The sequence below is a fragment of the Bradyrhizobium erythrophlei genome (assembly GCF_900129425.1).
GTDB lineage: Bacteria > Pseudomonadota > Alphaproteobacteria > Rhizobiales > Xanthobacteraceae > Bradyrhizobium > Bradyrhizobium erythrophlei_C.
The window spans coordinates 3,316,407-3,335,637 of record NZ_LT670817.1 but is presented as its reverse complement, the minus strand read 5'-3'; the positions used below and the strand labels follow the sequence as shown (position 1 = coordinate 3,335,637).

Sequence of the window (19,231 nt, the reverse complement as noted above, 5' to 3'; positions counted from 1 at the left end):
GTTGCCCATCTCTGTCCGCGGGAGGGACAGGATCAAGCTTGAGCTGTCGGGTCAAGGTCAAGGTAATGCATGTCTGCTTCGCGCGTTCGCTATTCGATAATCCCCCTGATGTTTTACAGCCACTCACAATTTCCGCCGTTGGCACGAAACTGACATGGCCGGCCTGGGTCGGCGATGTCCGGTCTCGGGGGTAGAACGGAAGTCGGATTTCGGGGCCGTCAGGTCCGGGTCTGACCCAATGTATGGTCCGGCCATGCGGTGCAAGAGGTTTTCATCGATCTGGCAAATGCGGTCTTGCATCAACGTATGTGGAGCGCGAGATACGATCAAAGACCCCAGACCGAAGGAGACCCTCAATGCGCGCGCTGCAAATCTCCGCATATGGTGACCCGCTCAAGGTCTTGGAACTCGCTGATATCCCCGAGCCGGGTGCGCCGGGAGCGGGCGAGGTCCTAATCGACGTCGAACTGGCGCCCCTGAATAAGCATGACCTCCTGTTCATACGCGGCTTCTTCGGGGGCCCGCCGACGCCAACTGTCGTTGGAAACGAGGGGTTCGGTCGGGTTGCAGCGGTAGGTCCTGGTGTTGCCAACGTTAAAGTCGGCGAGCACGTGCTAGCGCCAATTTTCGGGCTGACCTGGAGGGAGCGCCTGATCGCTCCGGCCCAGGGGCTCTTCCCGCTACCTGACGGTGATCGGCTGCAGTTCGCGCAGCTCGGCAGCAACCCACCCACGGCAGCGCTGATCCTCAGCGAATATATGGACCTCAAGCCCGGCGATTGGGTCGTTCAAAACGGAGGAAATTCCGGCGTCGGCCGGTCTTTGATCGCGATTGCGAAGCTGCGTGGCATTCGAACGATCAGCCTCGTGCGGCGGCGCGAACTGATCGACGAACTCAAGGCCGCGGGAGCAGACTTGGTGCTCATGGACGAACCGGCCGCAGTCGCGGAGGCGGCGCGCGTTATCGGCAAAGGTTCGGTCCGGTTGGCGGTTGATACAGTGGGCGGTGATGCGACGGCAACGCTCGTTCAGATGCTGTCGGACCGCGGTGTGCTGGTCACCTACTCTGCGGCAAGCGGACAGCCGCTGGTGATCAACGGGCTTCTCCTCATTGGCAAGCAGCTGACAGTCAAAGGCTTCTTCCTGGGCCACTTCGATCATATGTCGAAGATCCTCCCGGCGCAGATCGAAGCCGCGCCTCTAGTCACCTCCGGGGCACTGCGCGTTCCCGTCGCCGCGGTTTATCCGATGTCGAAAATCAAGGACGCCGTCGCCCATCTGCTCAAGGGCGGCAAGATCCTGATCGACGTCGCCAGCGCATCCAATGGGTAGCATTACCCACGACCGCGACGAGGTGATCGAGTGAGATCCGCCGACTTCCGGTTTTGGCACTTTTCCGACGTCGCCGAACACGCAGTCCATGTCCGTTCACGCAGGGGTAAAGCGGACTCATAGCGAACCTCGCGAAAACGACGCGAATGACCCACAGCGGAACTCTGCCGCATTAGGGTTGACGACGCCGTTTTCCACTGCGGCTTTGACGCATTTTTATCGACGCCTTCGCAAGCTCGCCCCCCGCATTGATCCAGATCAACGTTCGGGTCCTGAACGCGAACAGAATGCTTTCGAAAGGCTAATCCGTAGGGAGGCTCGCATGACCAGAAGCGTTTTCCGACTGATCCGTGCTGCGGCGGTCGCATTCGCCTTCTTCGTAGGCTTCAGCGTAGACGTCTCGCCGGCCGTCTGGCAGTCCGGCACGGTCATCTCGCAAGCCGAAGCAGTGATAGGCCGTCCGGCGACGCCTAGAAGCGCGGCCGGAGTAGCGCGGCGGACGACGAGGCGCGCTGTGCGCCGCCATTACTAGGACGGCAAGGCAATCTTCGATGGGCTTCGCCTGCGCCTTCGCGGCATTGTTGATCCGCTAGCCGGCGGCACCACTGCGACCCCCCCGCCCGGGCATCGTGCCTCGCGCGGCCGCCGCGCACGGAAAAAATTTATCGCGGCCGCGTATGCGTGCGTGCGGGGCGCCTTCGATCACATAAACAAAAAGACACCGATCAGCAAACCTGCTGCAAATGCCCAGAGGCCCAATGTGCAAGCTGAGATAACGCGGACGAGATTACGGAGGTCCTGCGGGATCTCATGGGATTGATCCGTCATTGCCCTGCGGTGGCCGCTACCCCTTTACGGGAGAATCACACTTCTCCTCTTAGGTCCCCAAAGAAGGCAATTAGATGATCACGGGGGATCAGGATTTGCGCCAGACCGGTAAATGGGCGCCGTCGTGTTCCGACGTGCTGTCCCAGACTCCGCTGGAGTGAGCACGCGCCGGGTGGTGCCGGCCCTCCAAACCAGGCGTATGGAAGCGCGCCTCAAACGCGCAGTTACCGCCGTGTCGGTTACGACGAGGTGATCGATAAACTGCCAATTACTGCAGTGCATGAGTCCGGTTATGGCACTTTTCTGACAACCGCGGCTTTTGGATTGATCCCGATTGGCAAGGTCAGGGACTTGCATCCGAAGCAAGTGCGGCCGTTACGCGGTTCTGGTTTGAGACGCTCGGTCGATCAGTGCTGAGAGTGCCCAAGGCTGCCACTAACACGCCGTCACGGCGCATTTCGGAACGCACAGGCATGCGGCTCGTCAGGACTGAGGAAGGACAGTACGTAAGTGGCCCGCATTTAACCGAGATTTGGGAGATCACGCGCGGCGACTGGTGCGCGCGAAGTTCCGAGATGGCTACTCAAGCGAGAAAGTGAGCGGCGTTTTTGTCAACGTGCCGAGAACGGCAGGAAACCAACGGACCACGAACCGGTGGCGCCCCACGTCGAGTCTGGCACGAAACGGATCAGATCGGCTGGTCTGGCGATGTCCGTTGATCGGGGTAGACCGGAAGTAGCTGGTCGGTGGTCAAAACGACGCGATTGACCCTGGCTGCGTGAAAACGAACTGTCTGCTATGATTCGCTTGGCGATTTGCCGGGGGCAATCATGAAGCGCTTCGTTGAGGGTGCCGATCGCGGACAATCGACGTTGTTGCCGGAATGCCTCGATGAGTGGGTCGAGGAGAGCAATTGCGTTCGTGTGGTGGATTGCTTTGTCGACGGGCTCGATCTGGCCGATCTCGGTTTCGAAGGCGTCGAGCCTGCAGCGACAGGCCGGCCTGCCTACCACCCCTCGGTTCTTCTGAAGCTTTACATCTACGGCTATCTCAACCGAGTGCAGTCGAGCCGCCGGCTTGAGCGCGAAGCCGGCCGAAACCTGGAAGTCATATGGCTACTCGGTCGGCTCGTTCCCGATGACAAGGTGATTGCCGATTTCCGCAAGGACAATGGCCCGGCGATCCGCAGGGCATGCGCGAGCTTCGTCAATCTCTGTCGCCAGATGGGTCTGTTGGCGAAGGCGAGCGTCGCGATCGACGGCAGCAAGTTCAAAGCGGTCAATAATCGAGATCGCAATTTTACCCGGGGGAAGATCGATCGCCGGCGCGCGCAACTCGAGGAGAGTGTGGCGCGGTATCTCTCCCAGCTCGATACGGCGGATAGGCAGGAACCGTCCGAAGTGCTGGTGCTCAAGACGACGCGGCTCAAGGAGAAGCTCGACAAGCTGAAAGAGGAAATGGGCAAACTCGCAGCCTACGAGAAGCAAATGTTGGCCTCGCCGGATCACCAAATCTCGCTCACTGATCCCGATAGCCGCTCGATGGCAACAAGTGGGCGTGGCTCGGGCGTCGTCGGCTACAATGTGCAGGTCGCGGTCGACACCGTGAACCATCTGATCGTGACGCACGATGTGACGAATATCGGCTCGGATCGCTCACAACTGGCGAACGTGGCGCGGGAAGCCAAGGCCGTTCTGCAAGTCGATAAACTCGAAGCCGTCGCCGACCGCGGCTACTTCAATGGCGAAGAGATCCTGGCCTGCGAGCAGGCAGGCATTTGCGTGACGTTGCCCAAACCGATGACGTCGGGCGCGAAGTCGGAAGGCCGCTTCGGCAAGCAGGACTTCGTCTATGTGCCGGAGGAGGATGTCTATCGTTGCCCCGCCGGCGAGAAGCTCAAATTCCACTATGCCAATGAGGAACACGGGCAGAAGATGCGCCGGTACTGGACGAACGCCTGCAAGACCTGCGCAATCAAGGATCAGTGCACCACAGGCAAAGAACGCCGCATCACGCGATGGGAGCATGAGCACGTTCTCGAAATCGTGCAGCAGCGGCTGGATCAAGATCCCCAGGCCATGCGCCGCCGGCGCGAGACGGTTGAGCATCCCTTCGGCACGCTCAAGATGAGAATGGGCGCGACGCACTTCTTGATGAAGACGCTGCCGAAGGTCGCGAGCGAGATGGCGCTCAGCGTACTCGCCTACAATCTGACGCGGGTCATGAATATCGTCGGTACAAGGGCGTTGCTGGCAGCGATCAGAGCGTGAGTGTGGAGACCCCACTGCGTGCCGATACCGAGCCAGACCATGCCCAGCATTCCCCGCCACGACTCGGAGGCGGCCCCTGATCGCCCAACAGGAAAAAATTGCTCAGATCGGCCGTGTCGGACTACGCCGACCGGATCGTGGACGTTCCCCGCCCGCGTCAGCGCGTTATCACGCAACCAAGACCCTTAGCTGCCATCGATGGCTGAGCTGAACATTGACGGACTCGATTCTCTACTCGGCCCCGTACTCGTTCGGCGAACATCGCCTCAGCCGGCCCGGAGCAGCGCCCCGCTTCACTGTTGGCGGGAAAACGGTCTTACCCATTTTCAACGCGCTGCAACGAGCCGGCGTTAAGCCGTCATCCTCACATGCCGTGGCTGGCAAATACTTTTTGGCAGCTCTTCCTCAGTCTGGTCCTGTTCTGCTGCAAGCATTGTTGGACCGCTCCATCATCGCCCATTTGCTGTCGGCAAAAGCGCTGCGCATCGCGTCTGCAGGCCTGCTGCTCTTGTGGCGTGCCCATGTGACCCTGTGCAAAAGATAGGGAAGTTTCAGTCAGCAAAATGACTAGAGCTAGGACAATTGAGCGCATAACGATCTCCCTATGTTAACAGGAACAAAACGTTGCTCCCCGTCTGCGGTTCCTCGATAGACATACCGATACTCGGTGCATCCTCACCTGAGATGCACATTTGGTACGTTCGAGACAGGCCGATACACGCGCAGAATGTCTGATTGTTGGGGGAGACCCGCCCCTACCGAGCGGGTGCTGTGCTCATACCGCGCGGGGAACTATCCAAGCCGCATAACGTTTTTGCTTAGAGTGGAGGCTCCCTCATGAGTAACGAGCGGAATAGCCACCGTACCACCGTCATACTTTTCGCCGTCGCGATAATAATTGCAATGCTCACGGCATTCGTCACCACGCTTGAGGTCGACACAAGGACGGCTAACAACGAGACCCCGCCCGGTACGACGGGCCTCGCAAAGCCACGCCCGCCACTAGACCGCGCACCAGGCCAGCCGGTGTTAGGCAATTGAGCGGCCACATATCCTGCCGGCCGGTGAAACCCCGGGGTAAAATCCCCCAAGAGGACGAACAACATGACCCCACACATCCCCGAGGACCTTTCCACTAGGTTGATCGACGGGCGTCCCTTCGTGATCATGGGCAACACGATGCCGCCCCGAGATCCTGATGAAGAGGACGAGGACGAAGAGGAAGACGACGAAGAGGAGGACCGCGCCGACGAACCGCCGGTCGTGCGCGAGCCGGGCTTTTCGGTTCTCGAGGGAATGTCTCTTCCTGGCAGCCGGCTCAACCGGTCGATGCAACACAGGCGTTAAATCTCTCTGCTGGGGTTTCAAATTGCATGGTCTTACGCGGCCGTTCGTTAAGCTGGCGAGCCACTTTGTTCAAGTGGGCTTGCGAGTGCACCGACAAGTCGGTGCCCTTCGGGAAGTATTGTCGCAGCAGGCCATTGGTGTTCTCATTCGACCCGCGCTGCCACGGGCTTTGCGGATCGCAAAAATAAACGTCGATGTTGGTCGTCAACGTAAATCGTCGATGATCCGTAAGTTCCTTGCCCCGGTCCCAGGTTAGCGATTTATACAGTTCGGTCGGCAGCTTTCTAGCTTGCTTGATGAGCGCGGAGACGACCGATTGGGTGTCTTTGTTGGCCACCTTTGCTAACATCACGTAACGGGTATGACGCTCGACCAAGGTCGCGATATAGCTGTTCTTCGAACCGGACAGCAGATCGCCTTCCCAATGGCCAGGCACCGCTCGATCTTCAACTGCTGCCGGGCGCTGACGGATCGAGACGGGATCCTTGATTTGTCCCCGTCCATCGCCGTGAAGACCTGCCTGTTTCGATCGACGGATCGTGCGCTTCGATCGAAGATGGCAAAGTAGCTCTTTCTTAAGCACTCCGCGAGCTTGAACAAAGAGACTGCGATAGATCGTCTCGTGTGACACCTGACAATTCTCATCTTCAGGATGGGCTCTCTTAAGCCAGCCGGCTATCTGCTCGGGTGCCCAATTTAATCTCAGCTTGCTGGTTACCGCCTGTCGCAACCCGGGATTAGTCGCCAACTTGCAACGTTTCGGACGGCGGGCTCGGGCCCAGGCCTGGTCATCCGCCAGAGCCGCTCGGTATCGATCATAGCCGCCATTCCGGCTAATTTCTCGGCTCACCGTCGAAGGCGAGCGGCCCAGCATCTTGGCTATCGATCGGGCTGATTGATGCGCTTAATCCCTCTGGAAATCTCCTCCCGCTCCGAAAGCGCCAATGCCAGCCTTGAGCGATGCCTTGCTGCAGGACGGATGCCCCCGTGCGGGGCCACCTGGAAATAAATCGACGATGACGGCTTCCCAAACGCTCGCCCGATCCCCTTCAAAGACTCCCCGCGTTGCCAGCGATCCCATAACTCCGTCTTCTCGGCCGTTGTAAAACCTCGACGAAATCTCTGTTCCATCGTCTCACTCCATCTTTTCCCTCTAAGATAAAGTGTTGCATCGACCGGTTGAGCCCACCCCACATTTCGGACATGCCCGGGTGGCCTGACGACGTCTGCTCCTGAGGGGGAACGGACTTGCCGAGGAAGCAGGGTCACTTCCGTTGTTAAACCGAACCGGACATTGTGCTGCGGCCTCCATTGCGGCTGCCGGTTAAGGAGTTGTTCGCTACTTATTCAATCTTCCGGCCGTGCAATTCTGCCTTAAGGCCGTCAGTGTTTTCAAAGTTCACTTTCACCTCATCGCCGCTGAAGCTAAGTGCCCACGTCTGCGTCTCGCTGTGCCCCAGGATTCGGCGTTCGATCGAAAGCGTATTCTCGTTCAGCCAGCGGCCCCTGACGGCGTTGATTCCGTAGGCAGCTGGCGGGCTCCTTCTAAAGGTCCCATCAAGTCCTAACAGCCCTGAAAAATGCTGCGTGGGCCGGTCGGTCTTTCCGGTCTCGGTCGTGATTTCCCAGAAAGGATCCGCATCAGAAAAGGTTAGCGAAAACGTCTTCACGTGCAGCACATTGGCGTCGAACTGATAGGTTTTTCCCGATACAGCTTTTGCCAATTCGGGGGTGCCGCCAACAGCGCAAGGCTTCTCACTCGCGGCTTGGCGAAGCGATGCCGCAAGCAGAGCCTGGGCGATAGCGTCGGGAGGCAGCGGATTGTCAGACTTGACCGAGTTGGAGATGTCATCGACCAGTCTGGAGGCGGAATAGTATTCGTCGTCCCGCAAGATGCCGGTCATAACGGCAACGACATCCAGTTTTGGAAGGACAAGAATGAGTTGGGAATGGCGGCCGCGCGCCATGTAGGCGTCCTTCTCAGGAAGTGACCACCACAGGTTCGCATAGTGGAATCCGAACGTCGCCGAAACGCTTCCTGCTTTTGCCCTGTCGACCCATGACGACGGGATGATCTGCTTTCCGTCCCACATCCCGTTGTGAAGATAGAGATAACCAATTCTGGCCATGTCATGGGGCGCTAGCGAAAGCCCAGCTTCGCCGTCCGTGACGCCCTGAGCATCGACGGCGCCCCACTTGGCACTTTTGATACCGAGCGGTTCGAATAATTCCTTCTTGGCAAAGTCGAACGCGCTTTGTCCGGTTTTCTTCGTGATCAAGGCTGACAGAACGTACGGATTGCCGCTGTTGTAATAAAACGTTGTCCCCGGCGCACGTGACATCGGCTGGCTCAGGACAAACTCGGTACGGTCTGGACTCCTGTACATCCGGATGATGGTCTCATCCGGTGTGTACGCCTTTTCCTGCCAGTCTATTCCAGAGGTCATATCAAGCAGGCTCTGAACCGTCATTGCCTTCTTGTTGTCATCGATGTTGGCAATCTGCTTATCGGGAAACAAATCTATTACCGGATGATCAACACTGTCCAACAACCCGTGCTGTAGCTCGATAGCGGTCAGCGTGCTGACAATGCTCTTCGTCACAGATCTCAAATCGTGACTGACGCCAGCGACATAAGGGGCATAATAAGCCTCAGCCACAATCTTTCCGTGTCGGACGATCATCAGGCTGTCTTGTTTGTAAGTGCCCACAGATTCTATGAGGCGAGCGAGGCTGGCCGAATCCATACCCTGCTCCTCCGGAGTCGAAACCTGCCACGCGTTCGTTGGCCAGATTTCCGGAGAACTTGTGCCATTAGGCTCGGCTGCGGATGCATTGCATCCGGCAAAGCATTGAGCCCCGACGAACAGCAATGCTATTGCCGCGTTTCTGAGGAACATCGGCATTCTCCAATGATGCACGCGAACCCTGCTTTGAGGTAGGGCCGATCATCGCAAATTATATTAAGTTCGGTTTGCCTTACCAGCCGACAAAACGATAAATCGGTGCTTTTCGATTGGTACGAAGCGGGCTATCGGCGATGCTCGCACGCCAACGGGGATAAACCGGACATGGGGTGGGCACCACATTTCGGTAGGGATCGAACGAACGCTGTTACTTCCGAGATTGGCACCTGACGGACGTCACCAGCCACGCTGACGATGTCCGTTTCTAGAGCGCTTTCCATCTCACGTGGGTCAGCACACTTATCTTCTCCCCTCCCCCCGCAAAGCGGCGGGGAGGGGTCGGGGGTGGGGGGTCTATCGGCGGTACGGACCGGATAGATTCCCGACATTTTAGACCGGGATGATTCCCGACAGGTTTCAGAATGCGCCGGAGGGAGGACCCTTCGATGCCATTTAGAGAGACCGGTCGGATGGAAGAGCGTATTCGGATGTTTTTGGAGTACGAGAGCGGGAACTGGAGCGTATCGGAGGTGTGCCGGCGCTACGGGATTTGCCGCGACACGTTTTACGAATGGCGCAAGCGGAAAGAGAGCGGCGATCCGGCCTGGTTTCAGGACCGCTCGCATGCGCCCTTGCAGTGTTGGCAGACCACGAACGGTGCGATTGCAGAGAAGGTGATCGCGGCGCGGCGGCGATTTCCGTATCTGGGGCCGCGCAAGCTGTTGGCGGTGCTTGATCGGGATGCCCCCGAGATCGCCTGGCCTGCCGCCTCGACGATCGGGGACATTCTCAAGCGCGCAGGCTTGGTCTCGCCGGTGAAGCGGCGCCGTCGCCCGCTCGACCAGCGGCGGCCCTGCACGCCGGTGACGAGCGCCAATGATGAGTGGAGTACGGACTTCAAGGGCTGGTTTCGCACCCGCGACCAGCGGCGGATCGATCCCTTGACGGTAGCAGACAGTCACAGCCGTTTTCTGATCGAACTCCGCATTGTCGCCCCCACTATTGAGGGCGTTCGCCCCTGTTTTGAACGGGCTTTCCGTGAGCATGGCCTGCCGCTTGCGATCCGCTGCGACAATGGTTCGCCGTTCGGCTCGCGTGGCCCGGGCGGTCTCACCCGGCTGTCGGCCTGGTGGATGAAGCTCGGCATCACACCGCACTTCATCCATCCCGCCTCGCCGCAGGAGAATGGCCGACACGAGCGCATGCACCGCACGCTGAAGGCACAGACCTCGGTCCCGCCAGCCAGCAACGCACCCGAGCAGCAGGCCCGCTTTGACATGTTCCGAAAGCATTACAACGAGGAACGTCCGCACGAAGCGCTGGACCAACGGCCGCCGGCAGAGTTCTACAGCCGCTCCCCGCGCACCATGCCGCCGCGCGCGGAAGATCCCTGGTACGACGCCGATCATCAGGTCCGTCGCGTCCGCGGCAACGGCGAGATCAAATGGAAAGGCGAGTTTGTATTCATCGGTGAAGCGCTGGTGGATGAACTTGTTGGCGTTGCTGAGCTCCAGACCGGTGACCACATCGTGCGCTTCTGCGATCTGGACATCGGCCTCATCGATCGCCGCGGCCTGTTCACCCGGTTCGCTCCGCTTCGTGAGCGGCTCCGCGACCCGGGTGAACAGGCCGCTCAACCCAAACTGTCGGGGATCATGCCGGTCCAAAGTGTCGACAATCATGCCGGTTGAACCTACCGCCGCACTACCCCCCACCCCCGACCCCTCCCCACCACGCGCAAGGGCGCGTGGAGGGAGGGGAGTGAAGAGCATCGCCAAGCGATGCCGCTCGAAGGATGAAATTAGAAGTGGAACGCGCTCTAGGAGCAGAGTGGACCTCGCGCTTGGGCGCATCGGCGCGTTTACTTTGGCGCCCTCGGTCTCCCCATCCGTGATGCGAGGATAGTATTCACCAGCGAACAGGCTCTGGAGCAGGCCAAGGTATTCGCTTCGAGTTGAGCGCGATAATGGCGTCGAGATATATCCTTGGCGCGCTGGCCGGTTATCGATGGCGCGGCGCTCGGTACGGCAAATCGCATCAAGAATGCCAGCAGGCTCGCGACGGCATTACCGTCGTCGCCATGTCTTCGTTTACTGCGGCCAATCCTTGCAGAGCATGATCCCGAGCATGATCATCGAGCCGACTGCAACAATCGCCGAGCAGATCGCCGGCAACTCTTCGAGGACAGTGAGAACGGCTGCCCGCCCCCTATGGTTTCGCGCGATGCGCTGGCTTGCCACACCCATTCGAAAAACTCCGTTTGGCCCCAGTAGTGAGTTTCCAACAACGCCAAGCAGCTCGCCAGCAATCTGCCAATTCGTGTGCCACCTGCGACCACACCGGCACCCGTGTTCTGGCTGCTGTCCGACAGCGGGCGCAATATAGGCGATTTGAGGCAGAAGTTCTGTGCTCGAACAGCAACGCTCGGTTTTTCAAATATGACTGCAAAATGGCCGTTGATGGATCGCTTTTGGGCTCCGGAACTTGCAAAGCAAGCCTGCTCCAGGGCGGTCAATATTGGCGATTGGAGATGCCGTTTGCTGGGGCATGAAATGACGCGATTGACCCGTCACGAACATTTCCCGCGCGGCCGACAACGTCGAGCGCAGCGTGACCAGCTTGCGTCCGCCGGGCAGCTCGATTGGATCGAAGAATTGTTGATTCCACGACAAGCTGATTATGACCGAAACAGCCCGAAGTAAATCACATACAGCCAGCCCAAAATGCCGTGGATGATTGCCCAAAGTATCGAATGGTTGGCAGTGTAGGATATCGCGATAGCGAGGGCGGAGCCAAAGCCCACGCCGTATTTTGCTCCCTCGACTCGGACTCCGTAGTAACGATTTCCGTTCATGTTCTTCACCTCCGTCGCTGAATGTATCCGATATCTATCGCGCTGAAAGAAATGCGATAGCCAGCACGACAAGCCATCCGACGATGATTAAGGAAGCCACGGCCCCGGCGGTTATTCCAGCTTTCTCTTTCGTGGTGTAAGGACGCATCCAGCGCCTCATTCAGCGGCGGCCTTTTACTGGCCCATAAGTTTAAATGGACGCAACATGCTCGTTCGGTATCACTTGACCGTGTATGTGCCATCCTGAGAGCCCCGGCGGCCCCTCACTAATGAGGGTAAAGAGTGCTCAGATAGTCCGACAGCGTGGTGGGATCGCCGCGCGTGCTCTGTCGCAACGGCTGGCCGCTCAACAGCACGCCGGTCTGGGTCTTGTAATCAGGAGCCACGTCGTCGGTCGGCTTTAGCGGCTGGCTGAGGAGCTTGAGGTAATTGTCATAGGCCTGTTGGGTGCCGACGAAGATGCAGACGCAATGCTGTGGTTCGGCATAAAAATAACGCGCAGCTTCGCCAGCCCCGTTTATCACGAAGCGGTGCGCCGGCAGCGCGCGCAGCGCTTTTTGCCCAGCCGGATCGTTGGCAACCTGGATACGAAAACCGGCAGACGACAGATAAAAGCTGTTCTTTTCCAGGGACAGTTGGCTTGGCGCCTCCCCAGCGGCCAAGCCGAAAGCGCAAAGCAACAGCACAACGGCTGGAAACAGGCGCAAGGCCGTCAGGCCATGGACCCGGGAGAGATGCCGATGGCTCGCTGCGACCGGCCAGATTATCGATGCTCGCACTGCAAATTCCCCTGCTAGCCCCCGCCTTGTTTTGCGCGGGGTACAACGTCGCGAACAGTGTGCCAAGATTGTGTTGATGTACCGAGAGCGTATTTGGATCACGGTGACGCCAGTGCTTCAACCGCGGCTGACACATGTCCGTTATCGGTGGATGAACTGGACTTCCCGGGTGCAGCTCGGAATCGACGCGAATGATCCATACCGGAACTCACCTGCTTCATTCAAAATTGAGCATTCGGCGCGTTAATGGTTGACGAAATTAGTTCCTACAACCTGTTGGCTGTTCACATGGATCGAATGACCAAGGCAACACTATGGATCGCCGGTCTTGTATTGGGATCGTACTTCGTTTGGGCCTTCCTCGATTGCGCGTTAGATGCCACTTGCCAACTTCGCTGCGCGTCAACCGGAATAGACACGCCACACGCTGCGGGTCACTGCGTTTATCAAAGGGCTGCCCCTAAAGCGATCAACGTCGATCGCCCGACGCAAGATCAACAGGATTGAAATTGAAGAGCGGGTGGCTTTTCTGTTACGCGCGTCGTCTGAGTGATTGCATCTTCGACTTCCGGGTTTGGCACTTTTCCGACATGCCCGGGTGGCCTGACGACGTCTGCTCCTGAGGGGGAACGGACTTGCCGAGGAAGCAGGGTCACTTCCGTTTTTGACCCAGGCTGTGTCAAAACACCCTCAATAGCGAAATCGCCAAGACCCTGTCTGCTTCAGCCCGGTGTCTGTATCGCACGCGGCTTCTCCCCTCCCCCCGCAAAGCGGCGGGGAGGGGTCGGGGGTGGGGGGTCTATCGGCCGGAACGGCTGCATGGGTGATTGCCGCACTACCCCCCACCCCCGGCCCCTCCCCACCACGCGCAAGGGCGCGTGGAGGGAGGGGAGTGAAGAGCATCGCCAAGCGATGCCGCTCGAAGGATGAAGCATTAGAAGTGGAAACGCTCTAGTACTACTGAGTCAGAAGGTCGCGGCCGTCTGATTTGAGAATCACTTAACGTAGAGCTTCCCATTGAGAAACAGGAGGTTGGGATGGCTCTTCGGGAAGCGAAGGGTGTTCAAGCGCGTTTTACGCGGTATATCGAGAGTCTTGTCAGCGTGATCGGCCACGCAGATCGGGCAGGCCCGTTGCGCGACTATTGCACGGGCCTAATTGTGTCGGAAGCACGCAAGAGCGTTGAGCCGATGGCGGCGATCACAGCGCCGGATCGAACGGGCGCACAGCATCAGTCCCTGCTGCATTTTGTCGGCCAAGGGCCGTGGTCGGACGAGGTGGTTCTGACCAAGGTTCGCGAGATGGTGTTGCCACAGATTGAACGGCGCGGACCGATCACGGCGTGGATTATCGACGACACGGGCATTCCCAAAAAGGGGCAGCACTCGGTTGGGGTAGCGCACCAATACTGCGGACAACTTGGCAAACAGGCGAACTGCCAAGTCGCCGTATCGTTGTCGATTGCCAACCACGCGGCGAGCCTTCCTGTGGCCTATCGGCTGTATTTGACGAAGGATTGGGCTTCGAACGAGGCGCGTCGGCTCAAGGCGAAGGTGCCAGAAGAGATCTGCTTCAAGACCAAGCCGGAGATAGCGCTTGAGCACATCCACTGGGCCTGTGAGACCGGCCTTCCTGGCGATGTGGTGCTATTGGACGCGGGCTACGGCCACGACTCCAAACTGCGCGCCGGCATCACAGCTCTCGGGAAGGCCTATGCGGCAGCTATACAGCCGCAGACCTTGGTGTGGGCGCCGGGCATACGGCCGGGCCGTGCCCCGAAGAAGGGCCGCCGGGATGCGCCTGATACGATCTCGGTCAAAGAGCTTGCCCTCGGGCTGCGTACGAAAGCATGGCATACGATCGAATGGCGGGAGGGCACGAATGCACGGCTCCGCTCGCGGTTTGCCCGCGTACGGGTTCACGTTGCATCGAGCCATGAACAGGCTGAGAAGCCGGCAAAAGAGTGGCTGCTGATCGAATGGCCCGAGGGAGAGGATGCGCCGACCAAATACTGGTTGTCGACCTTGCCAAAAAGCATTCCGTTCCGCGATCTGGTCGACACGGCCAAACTGCGCTGGCGCGTGGAGCGTGACTATCAGGAACTCAAGCAAGAGCTCGGTCTCGGTCATTTTGAAGGTCGAGGATGGCCAGGCTTTCATCATCACGCCACGCTGTGCATCGCTACCTACGGGTTCCTGATCTCCGAACGGGAGACGATTCCCCCCTCAGGACTACGTAGCGCCCGGCTGTTCCCGGAGATTGCCGTATCCGACGGCTATCGACCCAGAGGATCCTCCATTGCGGCCCGAGCGACACATCCCGAACTCAATCGCAACGATGCGACGTAGCCTCATCGACGCCATCGTTAAACGCCTGCCACGATGTCCCTGCTGCCACTCTCTCAGCGCACCGTATGCAAGGCAGACCCGATAAATGACACAGTAGTACTAGGTGAGCGAAAGACGTTTGGCGTTCGCCGCGACATGCTCACGGTAACGGCCGATGACGGTCGCGGCGGAGGCGCCGGCCATCAGGCTGGCGCCGGCTTCGAACATCGCATCGATCTTCTCGCTCACCATCAGGCGGGCTTCGCAATCCGCCTCGCCGTCGTTGCTGGCAAGCTTGGCCAGCCGAAGATGGATGACTTCACAGGCCTCGAACGCCAGCATGGCGCCGGCGAGCCACGGGAAGCCCACATCGGACTGTTCGAAAAAATCGCACGTGCCCATGGTCCCGCTCGTTGTCTGCGGATCAAGGGGACACCGATTTTTCGGCCGCCCTCCTCACATCCTTCAATTCAACGAGAATACGCTTTGATTTTTAAGGACCCAGCCGCAAGGCAGCCGGCATTTTCGGTTTCGCGGTTACGGCTGGTTAACCCGGAGGCCGCGCGAAGCGCGAGCCGCTCTGAGCGGCTCCACGGGTGCAGAACGGGGCTGAGGGGAAACCGGCGAAGTGGACCCTGAAACGCGAAAACGCCGCCTGAGCGGAATATAATCGCTTGGCGACGTTCGCTTCCGTGGTCGGGTCTTTAAATCCCGGCACTCTGGAAACACCAAAGGGGCATTTATATTCCTCACATTTTTGGGTGAAGGGAACGGTTTTCAGACCGGCGGGTTGTCCAGCGTGTCGCGATCCCCCCATTTCGACACATCCCCCACGGCCTCAGCTCTCCCCCGGGCTGGGGCCGTTTCTTTGGCCGCCCGCAGGTTCAAAACAGGCCACTCTTGCTGACCCGGCCCTTGCGCGTATCGGAGGTAAGCGCCCGCAACGCGATGGTGGATGCCGACTTCAGCACGGCGAAGGCGGCTGAAGTATTCCTCCGCCCGGTTCGTGCAGGCGCCATCCGTCGAATAGGCTTCTTGAGGGTTGATCCGCTTGACTTCGAAACGCTCATGCCAGTTGTCCCATGATCCGGCCCCATCGGCGTGCACCACAGTCCCCTTGGCAATACGGCTGCGAATAAAGGCGGAAGCTTGGCTCTCTTAACGGAACAGCAGTGGAACCGATTTCCCGCCGCATTCAGGAACGATCACAACGACCTTGCGCTTGCCGTTTTGGTTGACCGCGAAACGGCGATCAACGCGCTTTTCTTTCAGGTTGGCGGGCTTCACGTACCCGCCCCGGCTGCGCTCTTGCCCTTCCCAGGGCACACCCCAAATAATTTCTGATTTTCAGAATTATTGCTTGCGGCCTGACCCAAATCAGCAATATATCCCTCCCCGTCCCGTCCCACTCAGAGGGGCGGCTCGCGACGTCACGGACGCGGGGCGGGATGCGGTGGACGCGGCGGCGCGCTTGACGGGCGTTGCTTGCAGCGGACGGCGAAGACGTGTGGTCCTGACACCCCGACGCTGGTGTCAAGTTGGCGGATTACTCCGCGTAACGACGGTGGCAAGAAAGCCGATCACCGGGGAGAGCACGGTATAAGCCGTAAACCATTGCGTGCGGGAATGTCGGGTGATTTCCGATGGCTCGCTGTGAATACTCGTGTGCATACTTACTACCAATAGCGCACACGAGGCTGCGGGTGCATCGGGCGCCCGGCATTCCCCACGCCCTCTGTTTTCAGGGCGGAGATTATTGGCAAACCTCGGACGCATCGCGCCGCGAGATCGCGAACGTGTATCTGTATTTGCCGTCATTGCGAGGAGCGAAGCGACGAAGCAATCCATGCAGCAACAAAAAAAGGAATGGATTGCTTCGCTTCGCTCGCAATGACGGCTAAGACATTTCGGCGTGGCTGTTTGAAAATTGAATCGGTAGTTGCACGCGGACATGATCTGCGTGGATTGAGTGCAGGTTGGTTCGGCATCGGCGCCGCGCTCCCTCGCCCCGTTCTTCACGGGGAGAGGGTTGGGGTGAGGGGCTCGCTCAAGGTTCAACCGGCATGATTGTCGACACTTTGGACCGGCATGATCCCCGACAGTTTGGGTTGAGCGGCCTGTTCACCCGGGTCGCGGAGCCGCTCACGAAGCGGAGCGAACCGGGTGAACAGGCCGCGGCGATCGATGAGGCCGATGTCCAGATCGCAGAAGCGCACGATGTGGTCACCGGTCTCGAGCTCAGCAACGCCAACAAGTTCATCCACCAGCGCTTCACCGATGAATACAAACTCGCCTTTCCATTTGATCTCGCCGTTGCCGCGGACGCGACGGACCTGATGATCGGCGTCGTACCAGGGATCTTCCGCGCGCGGCGGCATGGTGCGCGGGGAGCGGCTGTAGAACTCTGCCGGCGGCCGTTGGTCCAGCGCTTCGTGCGGACGTTCCTCGTTGTAATGCTTTCGGAACATGTCAAAGCGGGCCTGCTGCTCGGGTGCGTTGCTGGCTGGCGGGACCGAGGTCTGTGCCTTCAGCGTGCGGTGCATGCGCTCGTGTCGGCCATTCTCCTGCGGCGAGGCGGGATGGATGAAGTGCGGTGTGATGCCGAGCTTCATCCACCAGGCCGACAGCCGGGTGAGACCGCCCGGGCCACGCGAGCCGAACGGCGAACCATTGTCGCAGCGGATCGCAAGCGGCAGGCCATGCTCACGGAAAGCCCGTTCAAAACAGGGGCGAACGCCCTCAATAGTGGGGGCGACAATGCGGAGTTCGATCAGAAAACGGCTGTGACTGTCTGCTACCGTCAAGGGATCGATCCGCCGCTGGTCGCGGGTGCGAAACCAGCCCTTGAAGTCCGTACTCCACTCATCATTGGCGCTCGTCACCGGCGTGCAGGGCCGCCGCTGGTCGAGCGGGCGACGGCGCCGCTTCACCGGCGAGACCAAGCCTGCGCGCTTGAGAATGTCCCCGATCGTCGAGGCGGCAGGCCAGGCGATCTCGGGGGCATCCCGATCAAGCACCGCCAACAGCTTGCGCGGCCCCAGATACGGAAATCGCCGCCGCGCCGCGATCACCTTCTCTGCAATCGCACCGTTCGTGGTCTGCCAACACTGCAAGGGCGCATGCGAGCGGTCCTGAAACCAGGCCGGATCGCCGCTCTCTTTCCGCTTGCGCCATTCGTAAAACGTGTCGCGGCAAATCCCGTAGCGCCGGCACACCTCCGATACGCTCCAGTTCCCGCTCTCGTACTCCAAAAACATCCGAATACGCTCTTCCATCCGACCGGTCTCACTAAATGGCATCGAAGGGTCCTCCCTCCGGCGCATTCTGAAACCTGTCGGGAATCATCCCGGTCTAAAATGTCGGGAATCTATCCGGTCCGTACCCAACGAGTCCGACTCGCGGAGGGTCCCCCTCACCCGGCGCTTCGCGCCGACCTCTCCCCGCGAGCGGGGCGAGGTCGAGGTGGAGGTGGAGTGTGCCTCTGTTTTCGAGGGTGGCTATTTCCTGCAAAAGCCCGGGCGAAATCGCGCCGCGAGAATGCGAAGGTGTGTCTGGAATTAAAGATAGATGGATTGGGCTCGATGTCCCGGCAACGGCGGTGCGCTCCCTCGCCCCGTTCTTCACGGGGAGAGGGTGGGGTGAGGGGCTCGCTCCGCGAGTTCGACTCGTTGAGAGTCCCCCTCACCGGGATCGCATCTGCGATGCGATCCGACCTCTCCCCGCAAGCGGGGCGAGGTGAACCGCGCCCGGCATTCCCCACGCCCTCTAGGTTCAAGGGCGTGGCTCTGGGCCGAAGTCGAGGTTCTTAACCGGGACATCGGGGCCATTAACCAACCGTTAACCGAGGCCGCCGATATTTAACCATTCAATAAGGAAAGGCGAGTCGATCACCATGGACGCATCTGCGGCGCCGACAGGTCAATTGGTTAGAATGCGCGGCCGCTCCTACGTTGCGTTTGTGTTTAGCCCTGTGGTTCCGATCGTTGGCTGGCTTGAAGAAATAGACGCAACGCTCGCCCGGTCGCCCGGCTTTTTCGTCGGCAAGCCGGTGGTGCTTGACCTGTCTGCCGTGGACCTCAGCCAACCTGCTATCGCGCACCTCGTCGCAAGCCTCGAACAACGCAATATTCGCGTCCTCGGTATCGAGGGGGTGGATGCCGCTCTCGTCACTACGAGCATGCCGCCTTTGCTGACCGGCGGACGCTCCTGCATGCTCACCCAGAATGAACCGAAAAAGCCTGAAGCCAAACCGAAACCGATGTCGCTGCTGCTCGACAGCCCGGTGCGCTCCGGGCAGTCGATTGTTTTCGCCGAAGGCGATGTGACGGTGGTGGGTTCGGTCGGTTCCGGCGCGGAGATTGTCGCCGGGGGCTCCATCCATGTCTACGGAACGCTTCGCGGCCGCGCGATGGCGGGCGTCAACGGCAATTCAGCCGCGCGGATTTATTGTCAGAAAATCGAGGCCGAGCTGCTGGCTATCGACGGCTACTATCGGACTGCGGAAGACATCGGCGCTACCCTGCGCAATCGGCCTGCTCAGGCGTGGCTCGATGGCGATATCATGAGAATTTCACCACTGAATTAATCGG

The 19,231-nt window shown here is 59.5% G+C and carries 14 protein-coding genes and 3 pseudogenes; 9 read left to right on the top strand and 8 right to left on the bottom strand.

What is annotated here, in order from left to right:
• The first annotated feature begins 356 nt into the window (after positions 1-356).
• The 4 genes and pseudogenes from B5527_RS15740 to B5527_RS15730 all read left to right on the top strand — a co-directional run bounded on the left by B5527_RS15740 (position 357) and on the right by B5527_RS15730 (position 4,429).
• A complete protein-coding gene (locus tag B5527_RS15740) occupies positions 357-1,331 on the top strand; it encodes a zinc-dependent alcohol dehydrogenase family protein (protein WP_079602307.1) in 975 nt (324 codons plus the stop codon).
• 322 nt (positions 1,332-1,653) lie between these two features.
• Entirely contained in the window at positions 1,654-1,863 is a 210-nt protein-coding gene (locus B5527_RS43950; protein WP_154072272.1) for a hypothetical protein, read from the top strand.
• A gap of 616 nt (positions 1,864-2,479) precedes the next feature.
• Positions 2,480-2,758 (top strand): annotated as a pseudogene (locus tag B5527_RS47615) (GNAT family N-acetyltransferase); the annotation flags it as partial.
• Positions 2,759-2,989: 231 nt separating this feature from the next.
• The gene (locus B5527_RS15730; protein ID WP_079600895.1) at positions 2,990-4,429 is read left to right on the top strand and encodes an IS1182 family transposase; all 1,440 of its coding nucleotides are present in this window, start codon (positions 2,990-2,992) and stop codon (positions 4,427-4,429) included.
• 364 nt (positions 4,430-4,793) lie between these two features.
• Here B5527_RS15730 and B5527_RS15725 read toward each other — a convergent pair whose 3' ends face one another.
• A complete protein-coding gene (locus B5527_RS15725) occupies positions 4,794-5,021 on the bottom strand; it encodes a cysteine rich repeat-containing protein (protein ID WP_079602304.1) in 228 nt (75 codons plus the stop codon).
• A gap of 512 nt (positions 5,022-5,533) precedes the next feature.
• On the opposite strand from B5527_RS15725, the gene B5527_RS15715 reads away from it, so the two are divergent.
• Positions 5,534-5,776 carry a hypothetical protein gene (locus B5527_RS15715; RefSeq protein WP_079602302.1) on the top strand — a complete coding sequence of 81 codons (243 nt, stop codon included), beginning with the start codon at positions 5,534-5,536 and terminating at the stop codon, positions 5,774-5,776.
• On the opposite strand, the pseudogene B5527_RS15710 reads toward B5527_RS15715, so the two are convergent.
• Together B5527_RS15710 and B5527_RS15705 are read right to left on the bottom strand one after the other, a co-directional pair.
• Positions 5,748-6,907, bottom strand: a pseudogene (locus B5527_RS15710) (IS30 family transposase). The gene B5527_RS15715 and the pseudogene B5527_RS15710 overlap by 29 nt on opposite strands.
• Positions 6,908-7,119: 212 nt before the next feature.
• The gene (locus tag B5527_RS15705) at positions 7,120-8,676 is read right to left on the bottom strand and encodes a serine hydrolase domain-containing protein (RefSeq protein ID WP_172842569.1); all 1,557 of its coding nucleotides are present in this window, start codon (positions 8,674-8,676) and stop codon (positions 7,120-7,122) included.
• A 476-nt stretch (positions 8,677-9,152) separates the two neighbouring features.
• On the opposite strand from B5527_RS15705, the gene B5527_RS15700 reads away from it, so the two are divergent.
• The gene (locus tag B5527_RS15700; RefSeq protein WP_245332352.1) at positions 9,153-10,373 is read left to right on the top strand and encodes an integrase core domain-containing protein; all 1,221 of its coding nucleotides are present in this window, start codon (positions 9,153-9,155) and stop codon (positions 10,371-10,373) included.
• A gap of 657 nt (positions 10,374-11,030) precedes the next feature.
• Entirely contained in the window at positions 11,031-11,384 is a 354-nt protein-coding gene (locus B5527_RS45330) for a hypothetical protein (protein WP_172842568.1), read from the top strand.
• A 418-nt stretch (positions 11,385-11,802) separates the two neighbouring features.
• Here the strand turns inward: B5527_RS45330 and B5527_RS15690 are convergent, their stop codons facing one another.
• On the bottom strand, positions 11,803-12,243 hold the full coding sequence (locus B5527_RS15690) for a hypothetical protein (protein ID WP_197689306.1): 441 nt from the start codon (positions 12,241-12,243) through the stop codon (positions 11,803-11,805).
• Between the two features lie 1,109 nt (positions 12,244-13,352).
• On the opposite strand from B5527_RS15690, the gene B5527_RS15685 reads away from it, so the two are divergent.
• Positions 13,353-14,663 carry an IS701 family transposase gene (locus B5527_RS15685; protein WP_079602298.1) on the top strand — a complete coding sequence of 437 codons (1,311 nt, stop codon included), beginning with the start codon at positions 13,353-13,355 and terminating at the stop codon, positions 14,661-14,663.
• Positions 14,664-14,762: 99 nt separating this feature from the next.
• Here the strand turns inward: B5527_RS15685 and B5527_RS15680 are convergent, their stop codons facing one another.
• From B5527_RS15680 to B5527_RS15670, 4 genes and pseudogenes are all read right to left on the bottom strand, one after another.
• Positions 14,763-15,044: a hypothetical protein gene (locus tag B5527_RS15680; protein ID WP_079602297.1), complete on the bottom strand. Its 282-nt coding sequence runs from the start codon at positions 15,042-15,044 to the stop codon at positions 14,763-14,765.
• Positions 15,045-15,569: 525 nt separating this feature from the next.
• Positions 15,570-15,782 (bottom strand): annotated as a pseudogene (locus tag B5527_RS47610) (transposase); the annotation flags it as partial.
• An 18-nt stretch (positions 15,783-15,800) separates the two neighbouring features.
• On the bottom strand, positions 15,801-15,929 hold the full coding sequence (locus tag B5527_RS47105; protein ID WP_276329333.1) for a hypothetical protein: 129 nt from the start codon (positions 15,927-15,929) through the stop codon (positions 15,801-15,803).
• 767 nt (positions 15,930-16,696) lie between these two features.
• Entirely contained in the window at positions 16,697-17,917 is a 1,221-nt protein-coding gene (locus B5527_RS15670; protein WP_245332617.1) for an integrase core domain-containing protein, read from the bottom strand.
• Positions 17,918-18,534: 617 nt separating this feature from the next.
• Here B5527_RS15670 and minC point away from each other — a divergent pair.
• Positions 18,535-19,227, top strand: a complete 693-nt coding sequence (minC, locus tag B5527_RS15665; RefSeq protein WP_079602294.1) for a septum site-determining protein MinC — start codon at positions 18,535-18,537, stop codon at positions 19,225-19,227.
• Positions 19,228-19,231 lie beyond the last annotated feature (4 nt).

Coding starts and splice junctions, on each gene's coding strand:
- B5527_RS15740 (WP_079602307.1), top strand. CDS start 357: ATGCGCGCGCTGCAAATCTCCGCATATGGTGACCCGCTCAAGGTCTTG.
- B5527_RS43950 (WP_154072272.1), top strand. CDS start 1,654: ATGACCAGAAGCGTTTTCCGACTGATCCGTGCTGCGGCGGTCGCATTC.
- B5527_RS15730 (WP_079600895.1), top strand. CDS start 2,990: ATGAAGCGCTTCGTTGAGGGTGCCGATCGCGGACAATCGACGTTGTTG.
- B5527_RS15725 (WP_079602304.1), bottom strand. CDS start 5,021: ATGCGCTCAATTGTCCTAGCTCTAGTCATTTTGCTGACTGAAACTTCC.
- B5527_RS15715 (WP_079602302.1), top strand. CDS start 5,534: ATGACCCCACACATCCCCGAGGACCTTTCCACTAGGTTGATCGACGGG.
- B5527_RS15705 (WP_172842569.1), bottom strand. CDS start 8,676: ATGTTCCTCAGAAACGCGGCAATAGCATTGCTGTTCGTCGGGGCTCAA.
- B5527_RS15700 (WP_245332352.1), top strand. CDS start 9,153: ATGGAAGAGCGTATTCGGATGTTTTTGGAGTACGAGAGCGGGAACTGG.
- B5527_RS15685 (WP_079602298.1), top strand. CDS start 13,353: ATGGCTCTTCGGGAAGCGAAGGGTGTTCAAGCGCGTTTTACGCGGTAT.
- B5527_RS15680 (WP_079602297.1), bottom strand. CDS start 15,044: ATGGGCACGTGCGATTTTTTCGAACAGTCCGATGTGGGCTTCCCGTGG.
- B5527_RS15670 (WP_245332617.1), bottom strand. CDS start 17,917: ATGGAAGAGCGTATTCGGATGTTTTTGGAGTACGAGAGCGGGAACTGG.
- minC (WP_079602294.1), top strand. CDS start 18,535: ATGGACGCATCTGCGGCGCCGACAGGTCAATTGGTTAGAATGCGCGGC.